The organism is Aquibacillus sediminis (genome assembly GCF_005870085.1).
GTDB lineage: Bacteria > Bacillota > Bacilli > Bacillales > Amphibacillaceae > Aquibacillus_E > Aquibacillus_E sediminis.
Map to the genome: position 1 here is coordinate 52,663 of NZ_SZNM01000015.1, position 18,676 is coordinate 71,338.

At 38.7% G+C, this 18,676-nt stretch carries 21 protein-coding genes; 2 read left to right on the forward strand and 19 right to left on the reverse strand.

Annotated elements, in window-relative coordinates; translation table 11 throughout:
* Nucleotides 1-283: 283 nt before the first annotated feature.
* The 3 genes from FCI53_RS14075 to FCI53_RS14085 are packed head-to-tail and all read right to left on the reverse strand — an operon-like array spanning nt 284 to nt 3,215.
* A complete protein-coding gene (locus FCI53_RS14075; protein ID WP_138419701.1) occupies nt 284-1,120 on the reverse strand; it encodes an ABC transporter permease in 837 nt (278 codons plus the stop codon).
* Complete coding sequence (locus FCI53_RS14080; protein ID WP_138419702.1) at nt 1,113-2,309, reverse strand: quaternary amine ABC transporter ATP-binding protein; 1,197 nt, start codon at nt 2,307-2,309, stop codon at nt 1,113-1,115. The genes FCI53_RS14075 and FCI53_RS14080 overlap by 8 nt, the downstream gene beginning before the upstream one ends.
* Nucleotides 2,310-2,327: 18 nt before the next feature.
* Nucleotides 2,328-3,215, reverse strand: a complete 888-nt coding sequence (locus FCI53_RS14085) for a glycine betaine ABC transporter substrate-binding protein (RefSeq protein WP_138419703.1) — start codon at nt 3,213-3,215, stop codon at nt 2,328-2,330.
* A 646-nt stretch (nt 3,216-3,861) separates the two neighbouring features.
* On the opposite strand from FCI53_RS14085, the gene FCI53_RS14090 reads away from it, so the two are divergent.
* On the forward strand, nt 3,862-4,122 hold the full coding sequence (locus FCI53_RS14090) for a hypothetical protein (RefSeq protein ID WP_138419704.1): 261 nt from the start codon (nt 3,862-3,864) through the stop codon (nt 4,120-4,122).
* Nucleotides 4,123-4,336: 214 nt separating this feature from the next.
* On the opposite strand, the gene FCI53_RS14095 is transcribed toward FCI53_RS14090, so the two are convergent.
* From FCI53_RS14095 to FCI53_RS21525, 3 genes are all read right to left on the reverse strand, one after another.
* Nucleotides 4,337-4,993, reverse strand: coding sequence for a type 1 glutamine amidotransferase domain-containing protein (locus tag FCI53_RS14095; protein WP_138419705.1), 657 nt, complete (start codon nt 4,991-4,993; stop codon nt 4,337-4,339).
* Between the two features lie 220 nt (nt 4,994-5,213).
* Nucleotides 5,214-5,516, reverse strand: a complete 303-nt coding sequence (locus FCI53_RS14100; RefSeq protein ID WP_138419706.1) for an inner-membrane translocator — start codon at nt 5,514-5,516, stop codon at nt 5,214-5,216.
* Between the two features lie 217 nt (nt 5,517-5,733).
* Nucleotides 5,734-5,889: a hypothetical protein gene (locus FCI53_RS21525; RefSeq protein WP_171038190.1), complete on the reverse strand. Its 156-nt coding sequence runs from the start codon at nt 5,887-5,889 to the stop codon at nt 5,734-5,736.
* 401 nt (nt 5,890-6,290) lie between these two features.
* On the opposite strand from FCI53_RS21525, the gene FCI53_RS14105 reads away from it, so the two are divergent.
* Entirely contained in the window at nt 6,291-7,040 is a 750-nt protein-coding gene (locus tag FCI53_RS14105; protein ID WP_425457184.1) for a YqcI/YcgG family protein, read from the forward strand.
* 140 nt (nt 7,041-7,180) lie between these two features.
* Here FCI53_RS14105 and FCI53_RS14110 read toward each other — a convergent pair whose 3' ends face one another.
* The 13 genes from FCI53_RS14110 to FCI53_RS21930 all read right to left on the reverse strand — a co-directional run bounded on the left by FCI53_RS14110 (nt 7,181) and on the right by FCI53_RS21930 (nt 18,611).
* Nucleotides 7,181-7,813, reverse strand: coding sequence for a spore coat protein (locus FCI53_RS14110; RefSeq protein ID WP_246050116.1), 633 nt, complete (start codon nt 7,811-7,813; stop codon nt 7,181-7,183).
* Between the two features lie 190 nt (nt 7,814-8,003).
* Complete coding sequence (locus FCI53_RS14115; RefSeq protein WP_138419708.1) at nt 8,004-8,480, reverse strand: PAS domain-containing protein; 477 nt, start codon at nt 8,478-8,480, stop codon at nt 8,004-8,006.
* Nucleotides 8,481-9,204: 724 nt separating this feature from the next.
* Nucleotides 9,205-11,100, reverse strand: coding sequence for an ABC transporter permease (locus FCI53_RS14120; RefSeq protein WP_138419709.1), 1,896 nt, complete (start codon nt 11,098-11,100; stop codon nt 9,205-9,207).
* Nucleotides 11,075-11,839 carry an ABC transporter ATP-binding protein gene (locus tag FCI53_RS14125; RefSeq protein ID WP_138419710.1) on the reverse strand — a complete coding sequence of 255 codons (765 nt, stop codon included), beginning with the start codon at nt 11,837-11,839 and terminating at the stop codon, nt 11,075-11,077. The genes FCI53_RS14120 and FCI53_RS14125 overlap by 26 nt, the downstream gene beginning before the upstream one ends.
* A 302-nt stretch (nt 11,840-12,141) precedes the next feature.
* On the reverse strand, nt 12,142-13,143 hold the full coding sequence (locus FCI53_RS14130) for a sensor histidine kinase (RefSeq protein WP_138419711.1): 1,002 nt from the start codon (nt 13,141-13,143) through the stop codon (nt 12,142-12,144).
* Entirely contained in the window at nt 13,140-13,844 is a 705-nt protein-coding gene (locus FCI53_RS14135) for a response regulator transcription factor (RefSeq protein WP_138419712.1), read from the reverse strand. The genes FCI53_RS14130 and FCI53_RS14135 overlap by 4 nt, the downstream gene beginning before the upstream one ends.
* Nucleotides 13,845-14,312: 468 nt before the next feature.
* The gene (locus FCI53_RS14140) at nt 14,313-14,531 is read right to left on the reverse strand and encodes a type II toxin-antitoxin system PemK/MazF family toxin (protein ID WP_246050117.1); all 219 of its coding nucleotides are present in this window, start codon (nt 14,529-14,531) and stop codon (nt 14,313-14,315) included.
* Nucleotides 14,524-14,685 carry a hypothetical protein gene (locus tag FCI53_RS21530; RefSeq protein WP_171038192.1) on the reverse strand — a complete coding sequence of 54 codons (162 nt, stop codon included), beginning with the start codon at nt 14,683-14,685 and terminating at the stop codon, nt 14,524-14,526. The genes FCI53_RS14140 and FCI53_RS21530 overlap by 8 nt, the downstream gene beginning before the upstream one ends.
* A gap of 126 nt (nt 14,686-14,811) precedes the next feature.
* Nucleotides 14,812-15,318, reverse strand: a complete 507-nt coding sequence (locus FCI53_RS14145) for a hypothetical protein (RefSeq protein ID WP_138419713.1) — start codon at nt 15,316-15,318, stop codon at nt 14,812-14,814.
* Between the two features lie 643 nt (nt 15,319-15,961).
* Nucleotides 15,962-16,708, reverse strand: coding sequence for an SDR family NAD(P)-dependent oxidoreductase (locus FCI53_RS14150; protein WP_246050118.1), 747 nt, complete (start codon nt 16,706-16,708; stop codon nt 15,962-15,964).
* Nucleotides 16,709-16,760: 52 nt separating this feature from the next.
* Nucleotides 16,761-17,678, reverse strand: coding sequence for an HNH endonuclease (locus FCI53_RS14155; RefSeq protein ID WP_138419714.1), 918 nt, complete (start codon nt 17,676-17,678; stop codon nt 16,761-16,763).
* 279 nt (nt 17,679-17,957) lie between these two features.
* On the reverse strand, nt 17,958-18,278 hold the full coding sequence (locus tag FCI53_RS14160; RefSeq protein ID WP_138419715.1) for a nucleotidyltransferase family protein: 321 nt from the start codon (nt 18,276-18,278) through the stop codon (nt 17,958-17,960).
* 141 nt (nt 18,279-18,419) lie between these two features.
* Entirely contained in the window at nt 18,420-18,611 is a 192-nt protein-coding gene (locus FCI53_RS21930) for a nucleotidyltransferase substrate binding protein (protein ID WP_342774217.1), read from the reverse strand.
* Nucleotides 18,612-18,676: the final 65 nt, after the last annotated feature.

Genomic DNA, 18,676 nt, shown 5'->3' on the forward strand with positions numbered 1-18,676 from the left:
GAGAGTGTTTGTACACAATGATATGACTGAGGACACCACCATATTTAGACATGGGGTCAGTGACCCTCCCCGTGGACACTTGTCCATATGGAGTGCCTGACCCATGTCCTTTACGATAATACAAAGGAGAGTTAATCATTTCATCTAAGTGATTGACTCTCCTTTTCATTTTCTTCTATAAATCCTTTGTTGGTGAACATATGACACTAGGAAAACATAATAGCACTTATTAACTGTCCTTCTTAGATGGACACTTGTATTCCCAAGGGGTCACTGACCCCGTTTAATCTTTTTTCACCTTTTTAGATATAGTTTCTGTCAGACGGTCAAGTAAAATAGCTAGAATAACGATTCCTAAACCTCCGACAGCCCCCATACCAATGTTAAGTGTCTGCATGGAGCGTAACACGACGTTTCCAAGACCACCTCCACCAATCATGGAAGCAATAACGGTCATGGCAAGTGCCATCATGATACATTGATTAACCCCAGCCATAATGGTTGGTATTGCAAGAGGTAGTTGAACATCTTTCAATGTTTGCCATCGACCAGATCCAAATGCTCTCGCTGCTTCAACCATTTCACCTGATACTTCACGAATACCTAAAGTAGTTAGTCGGACAGCAGGAGGCATTGCGAAAATCATGATCGCAACCAAAGCAGATACTTTGCCCATTCCAAAAAACATAACTGCAGGAATGAGGTAAACAAAACTAGGTAGTGTTTGCATAAAGTCCAAAATTGGCCTCAGAATTCGTTCTACTACATTACTTTGTGAAGCAAAAATTCCTAACGGTACCCCAACTAGTAGCGAAACCGCGGTCCCGGATAAGGCTAAAGCAACCGTAGCCATAGTAGGTTCCCATATATCTAAACCGAATGTGAGCAAAAGTCCTACAAATGCAAAGATTGCCAAACGATAACTAGCCAATATCCATACTAATAGCGCAACTACGATCATAATGACAATTTCAGGTGGCCAAAGCAAAAGATCTTCAAAACCACCAATAATGATTTCTAGAAAATTACTTGCCGCCCGTAGGAATGGACTAAGATAATAGGTTACTTTTTCAAACCCTATGTTAATCCAATCCTCTAGTGGTATGAAAAAATCAATCATTGGCATTACCTCCCTCAGCAAGCTTTGCCATAACAGTTCCACGTACAACAATGCCTTTAAATTTAGAATCTTCATCCACAACTGCGAGCGGCACATTTTTACCGGTCATCAGTGCAAACATTTCCTTTAATGGTGTATCCGGTAATGCTGTTGGAATATCCTTTTGAATAATGGAATCAAGACTTGTTTCATTACTTTCAATGGCTGTTAAAGCATCTTCTGCCATCACGATTCCAATCAATCGGTTCTGTTTATCAACTGCGAAAATACTCGAAATATCATTTTCTTTCATTCTGTGCAACGCCACACGTGGACCATCTTTTGGATAATGGATAACGGTTGACGATTTTTTCATAATCATTTCTGCAGTTAGGACCCTTGATCTGTCAACATCTTCAACAAACTTCTCCACATATTCAGTAGCTGGAGACATCATAATTTCCTCTGGTGTTCCAATTTGAACGATCTCTCCATCTTTCATAAGGGCGATACGATCCCCTAATCGAAGTGCTTCATCTAAATCATGTGTAATAAAGATAATTGTTTTTTGAAGTTTATCTTGAAGCTCTAATAATTCTGTTTGCATGTCTTTTCTGATTAAAGGATCCAGCGCACTAAAGGCCTCATCCATCAGAAGAATATCAGGATCTGTAGCTAATGCACGTGCAAGTCCAACACGTTGCTGCATACCACCACTTAATTTGGAAGGATAATAGTTTTCCCAACCTTTTAAACCAACTGCTTCCAGGGATTCTAGAGCCTTTTGTTCTCTTTCTTCTTTGGCAACCCCCATTACCTTTAGTCCGTATGATGCGTTTTCCAACACTGTATAATGTGGAAAGATGGCAAAGTTTTGGAAAACCATACTAACACTTTCCTTGCGTAGCTCGCTAAGTTCATTTTTATCCATCTTAGTGATATCTTTATCGTGAATGGAGATGGAGCCCAAGGTAGGTTCAATAAGCCGATTAAGGCAACGGATAAGTGTAGACTTTCCGCTACCAGATAGGCCCATTACAACAAAGGATTCCCCCGCTTCAACTTCGAATGATACATTATTTATACCAATTGTTGTTCCAGTTTTTGCCATTATTTCATCTTTTTTGTGGCCTTCATTGACCATTTCAATTGCTCGATTTGGTTCTTTACCAAAGACTTTGTATAGATTTTCAACTTTTATTATCGACATGTATGTCACCCTTACTTTTTACTCTGCTTCTAACCAAGCATCGATATCTGATCGATTATCATCAATCCACTGTTGAGCTAATTCTGTCGCATCCTTGCCCTCATCCTGATTATTGTAGAGGTACTCTTCAACTTCTTCGATACTCATCTCAAAATTATTAACAAAGTTGTAGATTTCTGGTGCTTTATCCTTAAAGTCATTACTTACTCCCCAATCTTGACTATCCACACCCCAAATACCTTCTTCATCTTCAAGCACTTTCAGATCATAATTTCTAAACATGGTATGCGGGCGCCAACCTAGGAAAAGGATTGGTTCCTCCTGACTTACTGCATAATCCACCTCAGCCATCATGGAAGCCATTGTACCGGACACAACCTCCAGGTCTAAACCATGAGCTTCGATAACTTCTTCAGTAGTGAGCATCATACCAGATCCCGGTTCAAAACCTATAAGTTTACCATTTACCATCTCTTCGTTCCCTACTAATTCACCAATCGTGTCTGCCTCCACATAGGTTGGTACAGCCCATCCAGTTGGTGCCTCATCATAGATCGTAGAACCCATTTCAAACTCACCATCAAACTTATCTAAGTATGTTTGGTGAATTTCAGGCCAAACACCAGGCCAAATGTCTACATCATTTTGTGTCAAAGATAAAAACATAAAGGCAACGTCACCTTCCATTACTTCCACCTCGTACCCATATTCTTCAGCAATAAGTTTCGTTATTTCAATTGGTGGCGTTTCGTAATCGTAAGGCGCATTACCAATTGTAATCACTGTGTCATTTTCTGTATCGCCATTTTCTGCACCATTATTGTCTTCACCGTTTTCTTCTGCTCCACAAGCGCCCAATAAGATAGCGCCGATTGTTAAAAATAAAAATAAAGTTAATTTCTTCATTTTTTCAGCTCCTCGTGTAGTTTTTATAATCCTTATAATAAGATCTGCAGCTTACAAGTCATCTATTATGTACAATTAAACATTCCTTTCGACTTTTAAAAAAGTGGTTTTAGATTTAAATGGGGGAATAACTAAATATTATATAGTATAATTGAAAAGTTGTACAATTTATTCATAGGCTATAGGGGGGGGCAACCCCTCCACGTGACTTATCCATATGGAAGCCCTGCTCCCCCTTTGCCAAGGCAAAAAACAACATAATTTTGGAATCAATCCTGATCTTTGTGATACAAGTTTGATTAATTTTCAACATGATTACGACCCCACAAACGAGCGGGCGAATTTCGTTAGCGATCGCTTTGAATAGATTTACTTGATTAGGTAAGTAGGTGTAAACTGAGTTTATCGAATAATTTGAAACTTTAAGACTAGTAAAAAGAATAAGATTCCAATAATGATGTATTCATTTGACCTTAAATAGACATCACGTACAGTTATGTAAGATGGAAAAAGAGTGAGAGGGAGATGTGACATTGTGAAGGAATGTGAATTAGGTAGTGAAACTTGAATAAGGGATAGCACCATTTCGCTATGGAGTTGAAGAACGGTAGGCTATCATTGAAACAAAATAAGAGGATGATGAACATTGGGGAAAGTTTATTTTTTCACAGGAACTGGCTTAATCGGCTTGAGTGGAATTTTATATACTTTGGAAAGATTTTTTGCTGTTTATATATATGCTAGTGAAAATCATGCAGTCCGTTTGAATGGAAATGGTTCCGTTCGTGCGTTAATTATGCCTGGTATCTTTGATAATTTGTTTGTTGGATTATTATTCATTTTGGGCATCGTATTATTCGTATTTGGGACTTATAAACTCTTAACAATAGGAAAGAAGGAAAAATAAAATGGGTTCACTATTTTTAATTTTAATCTTTTTTGGTCTTTTTGCCATATACGATGCAATAAGGAAAGTTAACAATAACATCCTTGAGCAGACTAAAGAATTAAAAAGGATACGTGAGGAATTGGCTAAAAACAATAAAAATTAGTATCTTACAGTATTGGGGTCAAGCACTCCCCATGGACAGTTGTCCATCCGTACCTGACCCCTTTCACATTTATGATTCCAAAGCTGCGACAACTTTTTCTGCTGTACTTTTGCTTGATTGTGGATTTTGACCAGTTACCAAATTCCCATCTCTTACCGAATGATCTGTCCAGTTTTCGGCGGCTTGGAAGTCAGCACCTTTTTCACGTAACTTTGCTTCTAATAGGAAAGGCATGTGTTGCTCCAATTGCATTTCTTTCTCTTCAGAATCAGTGAAGGCAGATACTTTCTTTCCTTTCACTAAAGGCGTTCCATCCTTATAAGTCACATTCACTAAACCGGCTGGTCCATGACAAACAGAACCAATCACTTTATTTTCTTCTGCAAACTGTTGTAACACATGGCGTAATGTTTCATTATCTGGAAAATCAAACATTGTACCATGACCACCAGGTAAAAATACGGCGTCAAAACCAGTAGCATCATGTTTGGAAAGCTTCACTGTATCTTGTAGCTCGGCTTCTGCTTCCTTCCACTCTGTTTTCTCTTCAATACTGTTGGGATCAAGGGCAACTTCTCCACCCTCTATGCTAGTTACTTTAATATCATAGCCTTTTTCTTTAAATACTAGATAGGGCACAGCAAATTCTTCTAGCCATAGCCCAGTTTTATGATCATCGGTAATCGTTGTATGATTGGTTACAACCATAAGTACTTTTCTTGCCATCAGAATGCCTCCTATGTTTTTTCCATACTTTTTTAAAAGGGATCAGTTTTTATTCATAGCTTGAGTGAGTCCATTTAACCCTATATTAGTTAATTCCCAACTTCATGATTACTAAAACATCTTCCTTTAAAGTGGTTCATTTTATCCATAATATTGAGCAGGCACTCCACGTGGTCAGTTGCCAACTGAAGTACCTAGGCCCTTTTTCAAATTAACTAGTTTATTTAGATTTAAAATAATGAACTATTTTTATAATGATACCAATAATGAAAAAGATCATAGCGTTGGCCAACAATCCCAAAACGATAAATGCACCTGCATACCCTGCACCTTCATGTGTAGAGGTCGGGTCGAAAGTTCTACTAAGTTGCAAGAACACAAAACCTAAAGAATACCCCAATATTGGGGCAAGTACCCCCATTACTATTCCAGATAACCATAAAGCTATTTTACCAGTACTGTGAAAATAGATAGCCGCTCCATCCAAAAGTAAAATCAGTGCTAAAAAAATAAACAATATCAAAACATCAGCCCCCAATGTTAATCATGACCTAACTATTTTCCTCTAAAAAATTTCGTCTGCTATAACTGCTCTTTACCAGAACAAAAGCTGTCGCATGGACCACTTCTTGATCCACCTTTACCGCCGTTTTTTGAAGTATACATTCTAATTGGAAAAACCTGTTTCATCAAAAACCGTCTATTATTTTTTCTAATAATCTCGAAGAAGGGTTATATTCTTAAGTAATGTTACGTTCTTCAATGCCAAGGGACTCAAAAAACAAATCTAGCTTATCATACTCACTTGGTACATGAATTTCAATCAATCCCATTAAACGATTGGCTGCATGAGCTTCAGAAGCGTCATGTGCCAATTGGAGCTCGAACACTTCCATATCATCGCTTCATAAGCGGACCCGTAATTTCGCAAAACTTGAATCAACATATCTTGCTTTATCTGGTCATGAAGTAAAAAACCTCTCCCAAAATAGCCACCTATTAGTAAGGTAAAAGTAATGGCAGTAATCATTATCTTAAGCAAAAGGTATTCCCTCCTGTTTTAGATAAACATGCCTCTTTAGATATTATCACAAAATTCAGATATTTTGTTTAAAAGAGAGGTAAGACTCCAATAAAATGAAGTCCCTTGGCTATAGGCTCTTCCCGTGCACACTTGTCCATATCAAGTGCCTGATTTTCTTTTACACATTGATCGGCCAAGTGGGACAAAGAACCTGTCCCCTTGTCCCACACACCTCTCCCTTTCGATTGAATACAGTATAGGGAGGTGGGGGTGATTCGAATTGATGGGTTATTTCAAGACAATCCTACTAATCGCAAGCATTTAACTAATTGCGAAAGGGCTATAATAGAAAAATTTGAATTAAAAATGACGGATAAAGACAAGCCATTCCCTTGTATTCCAGCGACAATTGGCTTCTCCATGAATCAATTACGATACGGATTTGTTGGTGATCCACGGGATGATGCAACCATTGAGCAACTAGCTACTCTATTGAGGGACTTTACAGAGAAATCAAAGGATTTCGGAGACTACACGTCACTAATTATTTTTTTCCAACTTCCAGACGCAATCAAAAACACCTATACAGTTAAGGATTATGAGCAATTATTTTGGCAACAGCTACGTGCATTAACCACTGTTGATGATGCCAAATGGCCCGAGGATATCCCAATGAACCCACATGATCCAATTTGGGAGTATTGTTTCCATGAGGAACGATATTTCATGTATTGTGCAACGCCAGCACATACAAACCGTCAGAGCAGATATTTTGAAACGATGATGCTTGCCATCACACCTCGGTGGGTATTGCAAACTTTTAATAAATGCGAAACACGCGCCAAAAAAATAAAAGCCCGTATAAGAAAGCGACTGAAAAAATATGATTCGATCAGGGCGCACCCCGATTTAAATAGCTACGGTGCAACAGATAACTACGAATGGAGGCAATACTTTTTACGGGATGACGATACAACCTTAAGCAAATGTCCTTTTCACCGATTTATGATTAGCTTCAAGTGAATACATGAAGCGGGCTGCGCCTCCACGCAATCATTTGCAAAGTGGTAACGCAGCCCTTTTTTTCATTCTATACCAAGTACTTATGGAACGATAGCCATTCGCAGTACTTAGCATTGGAATTTGTTCCTAATCAGCACACATTAATGCATGCCTTGTTGAGGTGATGTCGCATAAGCTTGTAACATAATATTCATATCTTGCTCCTTCAATTGCGGAACTTGGTAGTATCCTCTTTTATTTTGATATAAAAATAGCTCATAGCTCATTTCAATCAAGTTCGGTACACTGTCCGCAATTACACGACGCAAGACCGGATTGTTCATCTCAGCCGCTGCCATCGTAAACGTAGAGCAAGCTGCCTTTGTTTGACCTAACATAAAAGAAGAATAACATTCATCCGTAAACTCGCTGACAGACTGTTTTGGTTTCTTCGGTTGACCGGCTTGTAATCCATAAGTTACTTCATTACTTTGCTGCATATTATATTGTTGCGTTGGTACCGATGGATCTTTACCCGTACTAAAACTTTCTACAACCGTGTTATACAATTGTGTTAAAAAAGAAGATTGACGCTGCAAAATATCCTTTAGTTCTTTATCTTGAATATTTTGATCGTATAACTGATAATGCTCTAACACCCCAATTAAACAACCGATTAATTCATGGGAATCAAGAATTTCATGTGCACCATGATTATGATTAGTCGCTTGGTTCGCCATATTTGGCGACATATTTGTCGTTCCTGGCACCTGGTTTTGATTTTGATTTTGCACAATGATGACCTCCTACATTATCAAGTTCAACTATATATTCTCCTTTAGAGGTCTATTTATGTATGAATTCCGGGATCAATGCCCTCCAGTTGACCTTTTCCTAATGGAAGGCCAGATCACATTATTATAAAGAAAAACACAGTGAAAGTCTCTATTCACTGTGTTTCTCAAGTGAGAAGGGTATATGTTTTTATTCAGGTTTGACAGCAATAAATTCATCAATCGTTTCAGGGGTATGTTTACCTTCTTTTCCTTGGAAAAGGTCCATATTAACGGTCACATCCATACAACCTAGATAGTTTCCATTTTCATCACGGACTGCCATGAATTTTTGATAAATTTGACCAGTTTCACCAGAACGTTTTGGGAACCAAAATTCCCATTCATCTTGTTTTCCTGAATGAAAATCATTCAACAATTTTTCAACGTGGTGAGCCACTCCGGGATGAAGCTCAAGCACATGGCGACCAATCGCTTCCTTACGGCGGCCATGCACGCGATCTGGATTATTTGAATACCAGCGGAAAATATCGTTTTCATCGCAAAAGCCCATTTCAAATGGCAAAAGTTTGATGATTGAATCCAACGTGCTTGCTTTAATCGCACCAGTTTCAAAATTAATGACAGCTTCAGGATTAATTAAATCTGACAATTTTTCCTCAGACATATGTAACACTCCTTTATAAGAACTATTAGGGAACAATAAAATCAGCTTCTACACATCAAGTATCTTCCTTTTCCCAAAAAAATTCCTTGATATAGATCAAGTTTATGTTGTGGGACAAAGGGACAGGGCACTTGTCCCACTAAACTATTAGAGATGACGGAGATGAGCAGAAGTGAGGATCGAAGCGGATATTTATGCCGCTAATCGTGCTCAAGACGGTGATTTTGGAGGGTTCGCAGACATTTGTTCCTTTATTTCACATAAAATGACCCCTTTTGCCAAGATATTAATGAAATAACGAACTTATAAGCTTGATCGTTGAATAGATGACTAAAACAGCAACAATCCACGGAAACGAATAGATAAAAGTCATGAAAATGAACATAAGAATTTCAACCATAGTGGGTCATTATATCCGCCAACCTCTTCACCGTGAAATACCGCATTAAAAGGAGTTATCGAGCTATATACCACTACAATCGATGACATAATGAAAAACATTGGAAATCGTGTTATTAAATACCGGAATTTCTTCACTATGAACCCCGTTCCTCTCATTTCGTTACCTTTTCCCGAATTGTAACATAGACACTCTGAATCACTGTCCAAAAAATTATCATTATGTGAGCGGCCGCATCATTCAATTACTAGAGCGCAATGGGGCCAGGAACTCCCGTGGACACTTGTCCATATCGAGCACCTGACCCCTTTTAGGAAAATTTACTTAAAACACCCTTCTCTTTACCTGTTTCACATAGAAAAAACGTACAATGAAGAAGTAAATAACTTGAATCAAAGCGAAACTTCCTAATACGAAGGTGGATTCAATCGTTAAATCGTAATGAAACATGTGTGACAAAGCAGTAAGCGCAACAGAACCGTGAATTAAAGCAACAACGATTGGTGAAAAGAATAGTATTGCAACTTGTCGGTTGATTACTTTATTCAACTCCGTCTGTGTTAATCCGATTTTTGCAATGGAACGGAACTTGCGCTTTTCCTCTTCTAAATCAGTAAATAGTCGGAAATAAAGAAAGCTCCCAGCTGAAACAAAGAATACAATTCCTATAAACAAACCGATAAATAAGATCGGTCCATACATTTTATTGATTTCATAAAGTTGATAGTCAACGGAGTAAGCCTTATCCTCCAATTGTTCCGTTAACTTTCTTCCCGCTTCGATTAACTTCTGATCCGGTTGTCCTTCTTTTGCTTTCCACACGACACTCCAATCAGTTCTTACCGGTGAGCCAAGCTGTTCATAGATGTTGTCATTGACAACATAATAACTATCATTTGGTAATACCGCTGATTCTATTACATTGCTTGGTTTAACCTCTTGTCCGTTATCTAGTTCGATAGTAGCTTCCATCAAATCTTCACTGGCACCTAATCCTTGCATCATCCCTACACCATTCTGTTTTACGACAATAAACTCATGCTCCCCTGGATTAAGTTCGTTTTCCTTGTTTAAAGACGCAAAACGATTGTAGTCAGAGGCTCTTACAATTAACGCTTCCCCAACTTCTTCCGTTGGCTCAAAATAGGTTAGCTCCAAGGCCTCCATCTTTGTTTCTACCTTATCCTCCTGCAAGATCGCGTTCATTTTACGAACATCTTCCTTCACCACTTCTTCACGATCCTCCAGCCAAGGAATATATTGATAGGTATATAGATCAGAATCCTTTCCTCCTTTTGTTATTAGAGAGTGGAACCCATATAATGCCCCAATTGCACTAAATGCAACCGTTGATATAATGGCCACCATAAAAAATGTCCTAGCATTATCCTTCATTCGAAAGGACAAATCAGAGAACAGTAGCATATTTGTTTTCCGCCAGAAAACGGTTTTGTTATTTTTCAAACGGTGTATGACGTATACACTCAATTGTGTAAATAACAGATACGTTCCTAGTGTAACAACAAGAATAACCGGAATCATTGCAAATACAACTTGAACACCCTGCACATAAAGCGCAGTGCCATACCCAGCGATGATTAGTAGTGCTGCAAGAATGGATAGAGTAATAGAAGCTTTTGGCTCTCCTTTGGACTGTTTATCCCCTCTAATTAAGTCAATCAGTTTATTTGTACGAAGAATAAATGAAACAAAAATGGATATACAGAAAAATAGAACGAAAAAGCTACTAAATGTTACAACAATGGCAAATGTAGGAAAATAAAAATCCAGTGATTCACTAATAATTAATACATTCTCAGCAACTAAGAGAATGGCTTTTGCGAACACTAAACCAATCAGAATTCCACCAATTGTAGCAAAAAAGCCAATTAAAATATTTTCCAAAAATACCATCAGGCGAATTTGTCTGTTGGAGGCACCTAACATCATTAACAAGCCAAACTCTTTCTTTCTCGACTGTAAAAATGAGCTCATCGAGTATAGGACAAAAAAGAACGAAAACACATAAATAATTCCGCCTGCAACTGCCATACCAAGCAATGCATTCTGATTAACAGACCCATCCGAAAACGTTGGATGAAAGGCAAAGATCGCAAAGGTGAAGAAAACCATCACCGTGAACATACTACTAAGGAAGTAGGCAACATACAATCGCTTGTTCCGTAAGACATTATTAAACGCGAATTGACGAAAAGTCATTGCCGTCGCCCCCCATCAATGAGAGCATATCAATTATTTTGTGGAAAAATGCTTGTCTACTCTCCCCACGGTGAATTTCTGAATGGAGCTTCCCATCACGGATAAAAATAACCCGGTTGGCGTAGCTGGCTGCTTGTGGGTCATGGGTTACCATTAACAAGCTTGTTTTTTCCGTTTCATTGATGGATACAAGCATGTTCATGACATCCTTTGCCGCTTTCGAATCTAGGTTCCCTGTCGGCTCATCAGCTAACAGAAGCCTAGGCTCATGAATCATCGCCCTAGCAATGGCTACCCGCTGTGCCTGACCGCCAGAAATTTCATACGTACGTTTATGCATAATGGACGAGATGCCAAGGGTGTCGGCAATTTTTTGCGCTTTTTCCTTCATTTCTTTTACAGGCGTACCATCTAATGTAAGTGGCAGTACAATATTTTCCTCGACTGTCAAGGTATGCAGTAAATTGAAATCCTGAAAGATAAATCCTAATTCATTTCTTCTGAATTTCGCTAAAGCATTTTTCTTCAACTTATGCGGATTTTCCCCGTCAATTACTACCTCCCCTGTAGTAGGTGCATCATTTGTGGAAATAATATTTAATAGTGTCGTTTTTCCACTTCCGGATGGACCCATAATTGCTACAAATTCGCCTTTCTCTATTTCAACATTTATATCTGTTAGCGCCCGATAAGCGACTTTACCTTCGTAAACCTTACTTACTTTCGTGAGTTTAAGCATAATCATTCTCCTCCTTTAACAACTTCTAGTGCGTGTTCAAAAAGGAGGACAAAAAGCGCAATCATCGGCTAATGTCGCAACGTCCTGTTGCAACGCCGATACTAGCACATCGTGTGCGTCGGAAGTTCTAGGCGGCGTAGCTTCAAGTACTGGAGCGTATGTTTTTATATACGTGAAGCACACAGAAGCTAGCCAACGAAGAAATTCAAAGCGATTTTTCCCGGACTTTTTGAACAACCTCTTCTAGCAAAAGTATAGCCTAAGTTGCTACAGTTAAACGATCGATTATGCTTTCACCAATCTTACATTGATGTAAGGTTCTGCGTTTCGGAAAAAATAACCCGGACGGTTGTTCCCTCCCCGACCTTTGACTCCAATTCAAGGCGGTGTTCAAGCCTTTCAGCAATTTCTTGAACCAAATAAAGCCCCATACCTGTCGACTCTCGATAGTTCCTACCATTTTCACCCGTATAAAATTTATTAAAAACACGCTTCTGGTCCACAACTGGAATCCCAATCCCAAAGTCCTTCACTTCAAGTACCGCTTCCCCTGCTCTTTCATAAATAGATATGTAGAGCCGATTTGTTCTTCCAGCAGAATATGTAACCGCATTATGTACTAGTTGCGTTAACAGGAAGAAAAGCCACTTTTCATCAGTCTCTACTAGTATTCTAGGATTTTCTTCCTTTAATTGTGGGTATACTTCGTTACGAATGTAAAAGCGTTTGTTATCCTGGTTTACATCACGTATCAGCTTGGAAAGGGTGATTGGCTTAATATGAAAGTCTTCTGCAATGGTACGGAGTCTTGCCATATAAAGGATGGTATGGAGTCCACTTCGTATCCGGTCCGTTTCCTCACGAATGCTAGACGATTCTGGCTCATCCAATGATTGTGCAGTTAGCTCAATAACAGAAAGCGGTGTCTTCATTTGATGTACCCAGCGATCCATAAACAACAAATGCTCATCCTGTCTATCTTCTGCTTTTTGAAGTTCCTCTTGATAGGACCTATATTGTGATGATAGTAATTGATTGAGTGCTTCTGATACTGGTGCTCGTTCGGTAATCTCCAGTGACTCTTCCTGTGTTTCTATTGGTTTTTGCAACCTTTGGTAAAAGTTCTTCCTAGTACTATACTTATAGATGAGAAAGGCAGTTAGTAATAGGAGGGACAGAAATATAGCGTATATACTTACTCCTATACCTCGATAACCATCTAACCAAAATAATATAGGAATGGTAACACATTGAATGACTTGGATCACAATGAGTAACAAATGCTCACGAAGAAATAATTTCATGTTTCTCCCGCTTTCCAAGTAATTTTCAGACGGTATCCCGCCCCTCGAACTGTCTCCACAGCATTGTCAATTCCTAATTTGTGAAACTTATTTCGAACCCGCGCCATATTAACATTTAACGTATTCTCATCGACAAAGGCTTGATCATCCCAAAGCTTCGCCAATAAGTCCTGTCGTCCAGCAACACGCGGGTAACGCTCCAGTAAATTTTCAATAATGTCATTTTCTTTTTTGGTTAATTGTGTCACTTCATTTTTAAATCGCAACTCCATTCGCTCCGGATATAAGCTTAGGCCCTCTTGGGTAATGACCCTTTCCTCATTGTTGGTTGCATATTCCCCATAAGCACGGCGGAGCTGACTCCTGACCTTTACCATGACAATATCAGGATGAAACGGCTTCGTAATAAAATCATCGCCCCCATTTTCTAATGCCATGATTTGATCCATCTCCCCTGTCCGAGCTGAAATGAAAATCACTGGGCAAATAGACTCTTTTCGAATTTGTCGACACCAATAGTACCCATCATACCTAGGAAGATTAATGTCGAGTAACAGGAGCTTAGGTTGCACATCACGAAAGGTAGTTGTTATGTTTTCAAAATCTGTGGCAATGACGACTTCATATCCGTATTTTTCCAAATAGGAACATAAGTATTCTGCAATCTTCATATCATCTTCAACGATCATAACTTTTTCCATGTTTAGTTCTCTCCAGCCATTATTTATCAAGTTTAATGTAACATAAGCAATCTAAGGAAAACAGTAATCGTTTTAAAAAGTTGGGTACATAAATAGAAAGTCGGATTAGTTTATCCTACTTTCTTTTACGATAATGGTATTTAATGATTTTTGTGTTTAGGGTAGATACCGGTGAACCGAATTCCGCTTGAATATAGGGGTCAGGCACTACTCGTAGACAGTTGTTTATCGAGTGCCTCAACCCTTTCTGCACAAAATAAAAACACTCATAAACATTGATATATCAACATTTTGTGAGTGTTTGAACTGTTTTATAGAATAACTCGGTGTTAAAGATGTCGGTCAGCCATACTCAACATCATACATATAAAATTAAAAACAGCTTCGAATTGTTGCTAACACCCTCTTTAAATCATGTTCATGTAATTTTCCGATTTTAAATAGTAACTCATAAAAATGGACAGTATTTCATTTCGAACTTCTTACAATAGAAGGTTTATCTAAACCTGCTTCCTCCCAATATTCAATCGCAATATCAAATTCATTTCTTATTTGTTGACTTGTAACGGTCTGTATTAAGTGATCTAATTCTACAATTACATTATCATTGCTTACAATAACAGCAGGTCTTCTTTTTCCATTTAACTCAACGGTCCATATTTCTCCCCGTTTGCCAGATTTACTCATCCTCTTTCCCCCAAAACATTTCCTCTTTTTCTTTTAAGATTTGCTCTTTTGGAGGTCTGCTGTCAAAGTAATGATCAAATAACTTATTAAGTAATTTGATCCGTTCCCCATTATCCATTTCCTCGATTGCCTTCATTATCTCTTCAGCAGTCATTATAACCACCTCATAATAATTATTATTTAGATCAATTATACAACAGCATTGAAATTTAATAAAATACTGGGGGCAGGCACTACTCGTGGACAGTTGTACCTATCGAGTGCCTGACCCCTTCTCTATCTATCCCGTCGTTATAATGCTCTCTATTCTATAGGTTCCATCTTCAAGCTGTTTGAACTGATACTCTGCTACATTATCGTAGCCATCTTTGTCGCCGTTATCTTTTGTTAGCGAAATGTTTGCCCTACCTTTGTACATGAAAGAACTTTGGTCTTCAGCTATTTCCTCAATACTTTCTTCCGAGAATTCAACTTTAACATCAGAATAACCGATTTCTTTGGCACCATCATACGCTACTTGTAAGTTTGCAACGACATTATCTGAATTCGTAGTTGTTTGGTTTATAATCTCCTCAAATGCTTGTTGGTCTTCTGCAATATAAACCTGGTTAAATGCTTCAATTACCTGTCTAGCTTCAGCCATTAGAACTTCTTCTTCTTCTGTTGGTTCAAATTCCGGTGCCTCTAATCCAGAGTCATCATATATATTAATAGCGACAATGAATATACTTAATAGCATAACGATAATAATTAGCCAAATATATTTTTTAATTGTAAACTCCCCCAATAAAAATGCTTTTTTGTCTATTATAGCATGCTTTCCTGTACCAAATTGGGACCAGATTCTTACAAATCTGACACAATATTGGGGCAGGCACTCCTCGTGGACAGTTTCCATATGGCGTGCCTAATCCCTTCCTAATCCATACGGGGAAGACAGGTACCGAACTTTAGCGTTACTTTTTAACCACTTTCTTACCATTTTTTAGTTAAGAAAAAGATCTTTATTTTATTGAGGAATCTGGAAAGGATAAAGAGCAAAACAAAGTTTATCGTAAAGAGAGAAAAGGAAACCAGCTGAAAACAACCTAGTTGATTTCTTAAATCGAAGGAAATGATAGACAGCAAAGTAATAGCCCAGTTTATTTTAAACTGGGCTATTTTTATGGCTTCATTATTATGAAATAACTCCGCCTGTGCAAAACATGTCCTTATGAAAATGTATGTTTATGGAGTGATTTTCTATTGAATAGAATCTTGTACTTTGTAATAAATTTAAACCAATTTTTGCATATTGATTATGTAAGAAATGCTAATTTTATTTTCTATATAAACTAAAATACCCTAAACATATTACCGATTAATATAAAGGTGTATATCTAAGATCCTTTGGTTATAAGGCTTTTTAGGATAATACAACATTGTTACTTTTATGGGAGACTCAACTGGGTCATTCTGCCGCCATCCACTGTATAGACCTGGCCTGTGATAAACCCAGCCTCATCAGCTGCAAGAAAAGCCACCAATGCTGCCACTTCTTCAGGGGATCCCGTGCGACCTACAGGGTAGATGCGTGCGATGTCACGTCGGAACGACTCTGCATCCGCCATACTTTCGATCATATCGAGGTTTAAATCGGTATCAATCCAACCGGGGGCCACCGCATTGCAGCGTATTCCTTCATCTCCATGGTCCACCGCCACCGAACGAGTCAGCCCATGGAGCCCGGCCTTGGAGGCGCAGTAGGCTGCATGCCCTGGGTTTGCGCCCAATCCTTCTACTGAGCCGGTGTTGACGATACTGCCGCGTGTCTTGCGCAGGTAAGGCAACGCCGAGCGAATCAGCAGGAATGGGGCTGTCAGGTTAAGGTTGAGGTTGCGTTGCCAATCCTCAAGACTCATTTCTTCGATCCTGGCTTCCTGCATCATACCCGCGTTGTTAATCAGCACATCAAGCTGCCCATGGCGAGCGATAACTTCTTTCACAATCTGTTCCGGTGTATGCGGGTTGGAGAAATCCGCCGCGATTGATTCAAAGTCCTCGTCTTTCCCGCGCTGTGCGGTGATCACGGTCGCTCCTTCATCGCGTAACCGGCGTGCAATGGCCCGTCCAATCCCCGAACGTCCTCCTGTCACTAGCGCCACCTTGTTTTCAAAACGCTTCATTTGATTTGTCATTATAATTTACCTCCTTATTCCGACTATGGAGTGCCTGACACCTTCAACATGTTTACCGATATTCTGTTCCCCCACCCCATATGGATCTACCACCTGTATGTGCGGTATTCGCATGGGTTTCTTCGTCTACTAGCTGAATCACACCTTGTTCTTCATTATGATGCCACGTATAAGCTTCAGGTGTTTCACCGTCCTGTAAACCATCCACTTCTGCTTGAGTGAATCCCAATGTATGAGCTAAAGAAGGATTTTCTTGAATCGAGTGATATAAACTTTCGTTAGCAATATCGAAATGAGTATCATCACTTGCTAAGTATACATCCTCTGATATCACAACTTTAAACTCAGATTCGAAGACGGGGAAAGTACCTTCTATTACGTCACCATTAGGAAGTTCTACTGTTTTTTCAACAAAAGGCACCCCAGTTACTGGGTGATCGTGATCAATAAGTTCATCATTAATGGTAGCCATCGTTTCAGCTTGAACACCATCCGCACCATCTACAACATCAATTACACCAATCGCAAGTGTGGAAACTGCAGCAACCTTGCCAATGCCCTTTAGGCCTTCAACCACTTGTGCTATGTCGCTTTCTCTAAAACCTCTGTAAGTTGTTCCTGCACTCTTTCCTGTATAAACTACTGCTTGTCCAATTCCTTTGGCTGTGCGAACGGAAGAATCTTTTAAATCTTCTAATCCCTTTTGTTTATAATACTTATCTTTTTTGATTAGACCATAACTGCCTTGAGTAGCACCATCTATGAATTGACCTGCTGAATCTAAGGCATTTTCAGAAGCATCACCTACAGTTTTTCCAACGCTTTCGATATATTCTCCTGTTTCCTTCATTTTTGTTCCCACTGCTTTTCCGACTAGCTTAACTCCGCCACCAACGACAAACCCACCTGCTTTTCCTGTAGTTTTTCCTACCTTTCGGAAAATTCTCACCGAATCAACTTCCTTCCTCACGTCTTTTCTCCTATTTTACATATGATTTTTATAATTAGGTAGTAGAAAGCGCTTGAAAAAAGGAGAAGGTACCTGGTAATCCTCGTGAACAAGTGTTCATAAGAAGTACCAGGTACCTAAGCCGAACATTGCTAAGAAAAAAGCCAGACATTTTTATCTGGCTTTTGTCTAAACTATTTTCTTAATGTTGGGTTCATATAAGATACGAGTGGAACCGTACAATCTCCTCAAACACACAAAATACTTTATGCAACTGTAGTGATAGCAAAAATATACCTATTATCCATAATTCAAAGAATTAGCTGCATAAATTATTTTACCTTCTTTATCGATATGGTCTTTTAAATTCGCATTAGTGATTGCCTCATAGTGAATAAGATCAAAAAAATAAGGTAAAGGATATTCCTCGTTCAATAAATCTGACAACTTATATAAAGTCTTTGAAGTAATACCTTCCCCTTTTACTGCAATATCAATATCGGAACCTTTTTTATAATTTCCCATCGCACGACTTCCAAAAATAATTCCATACTCTATTTCATCAAATTTCTCTAAGGCTAAGTTTATAAAACGTAAATCTCTATCAATCAGTCCAAACATAGTTATCTTTCCTTTGATAATCTGTCATATAATTTTCTAAGAAAGGGTAGAAATTGCTCCTTTATTTCTATAACTAGCTTTTCGGCTAGCTCTTGATTCGTAAGTATGTGCGGTTAAATTACGCTTAGATAATGCATCCATTCAAAGATGTCCATCTTCAATTATCTCAGCCTGGAACGCTTGTTTAATGGAATCCCTGGGACTTTTAGCAACATAGCCCTCTGCCTCCAGATAATCCTTTAAGACTTTCCATGCTAATTCAAAGGTTGTCTCAAAAAATTGAATAATACCTGCTCTTTCTAATTCAGTTGATATTGATTCTTTCGAGTATATTTCTAGGAGCTTAAAAGACTTTTCAAAGTATCAAATCTTTGTTTCCAACGAATATCCTTCATTTC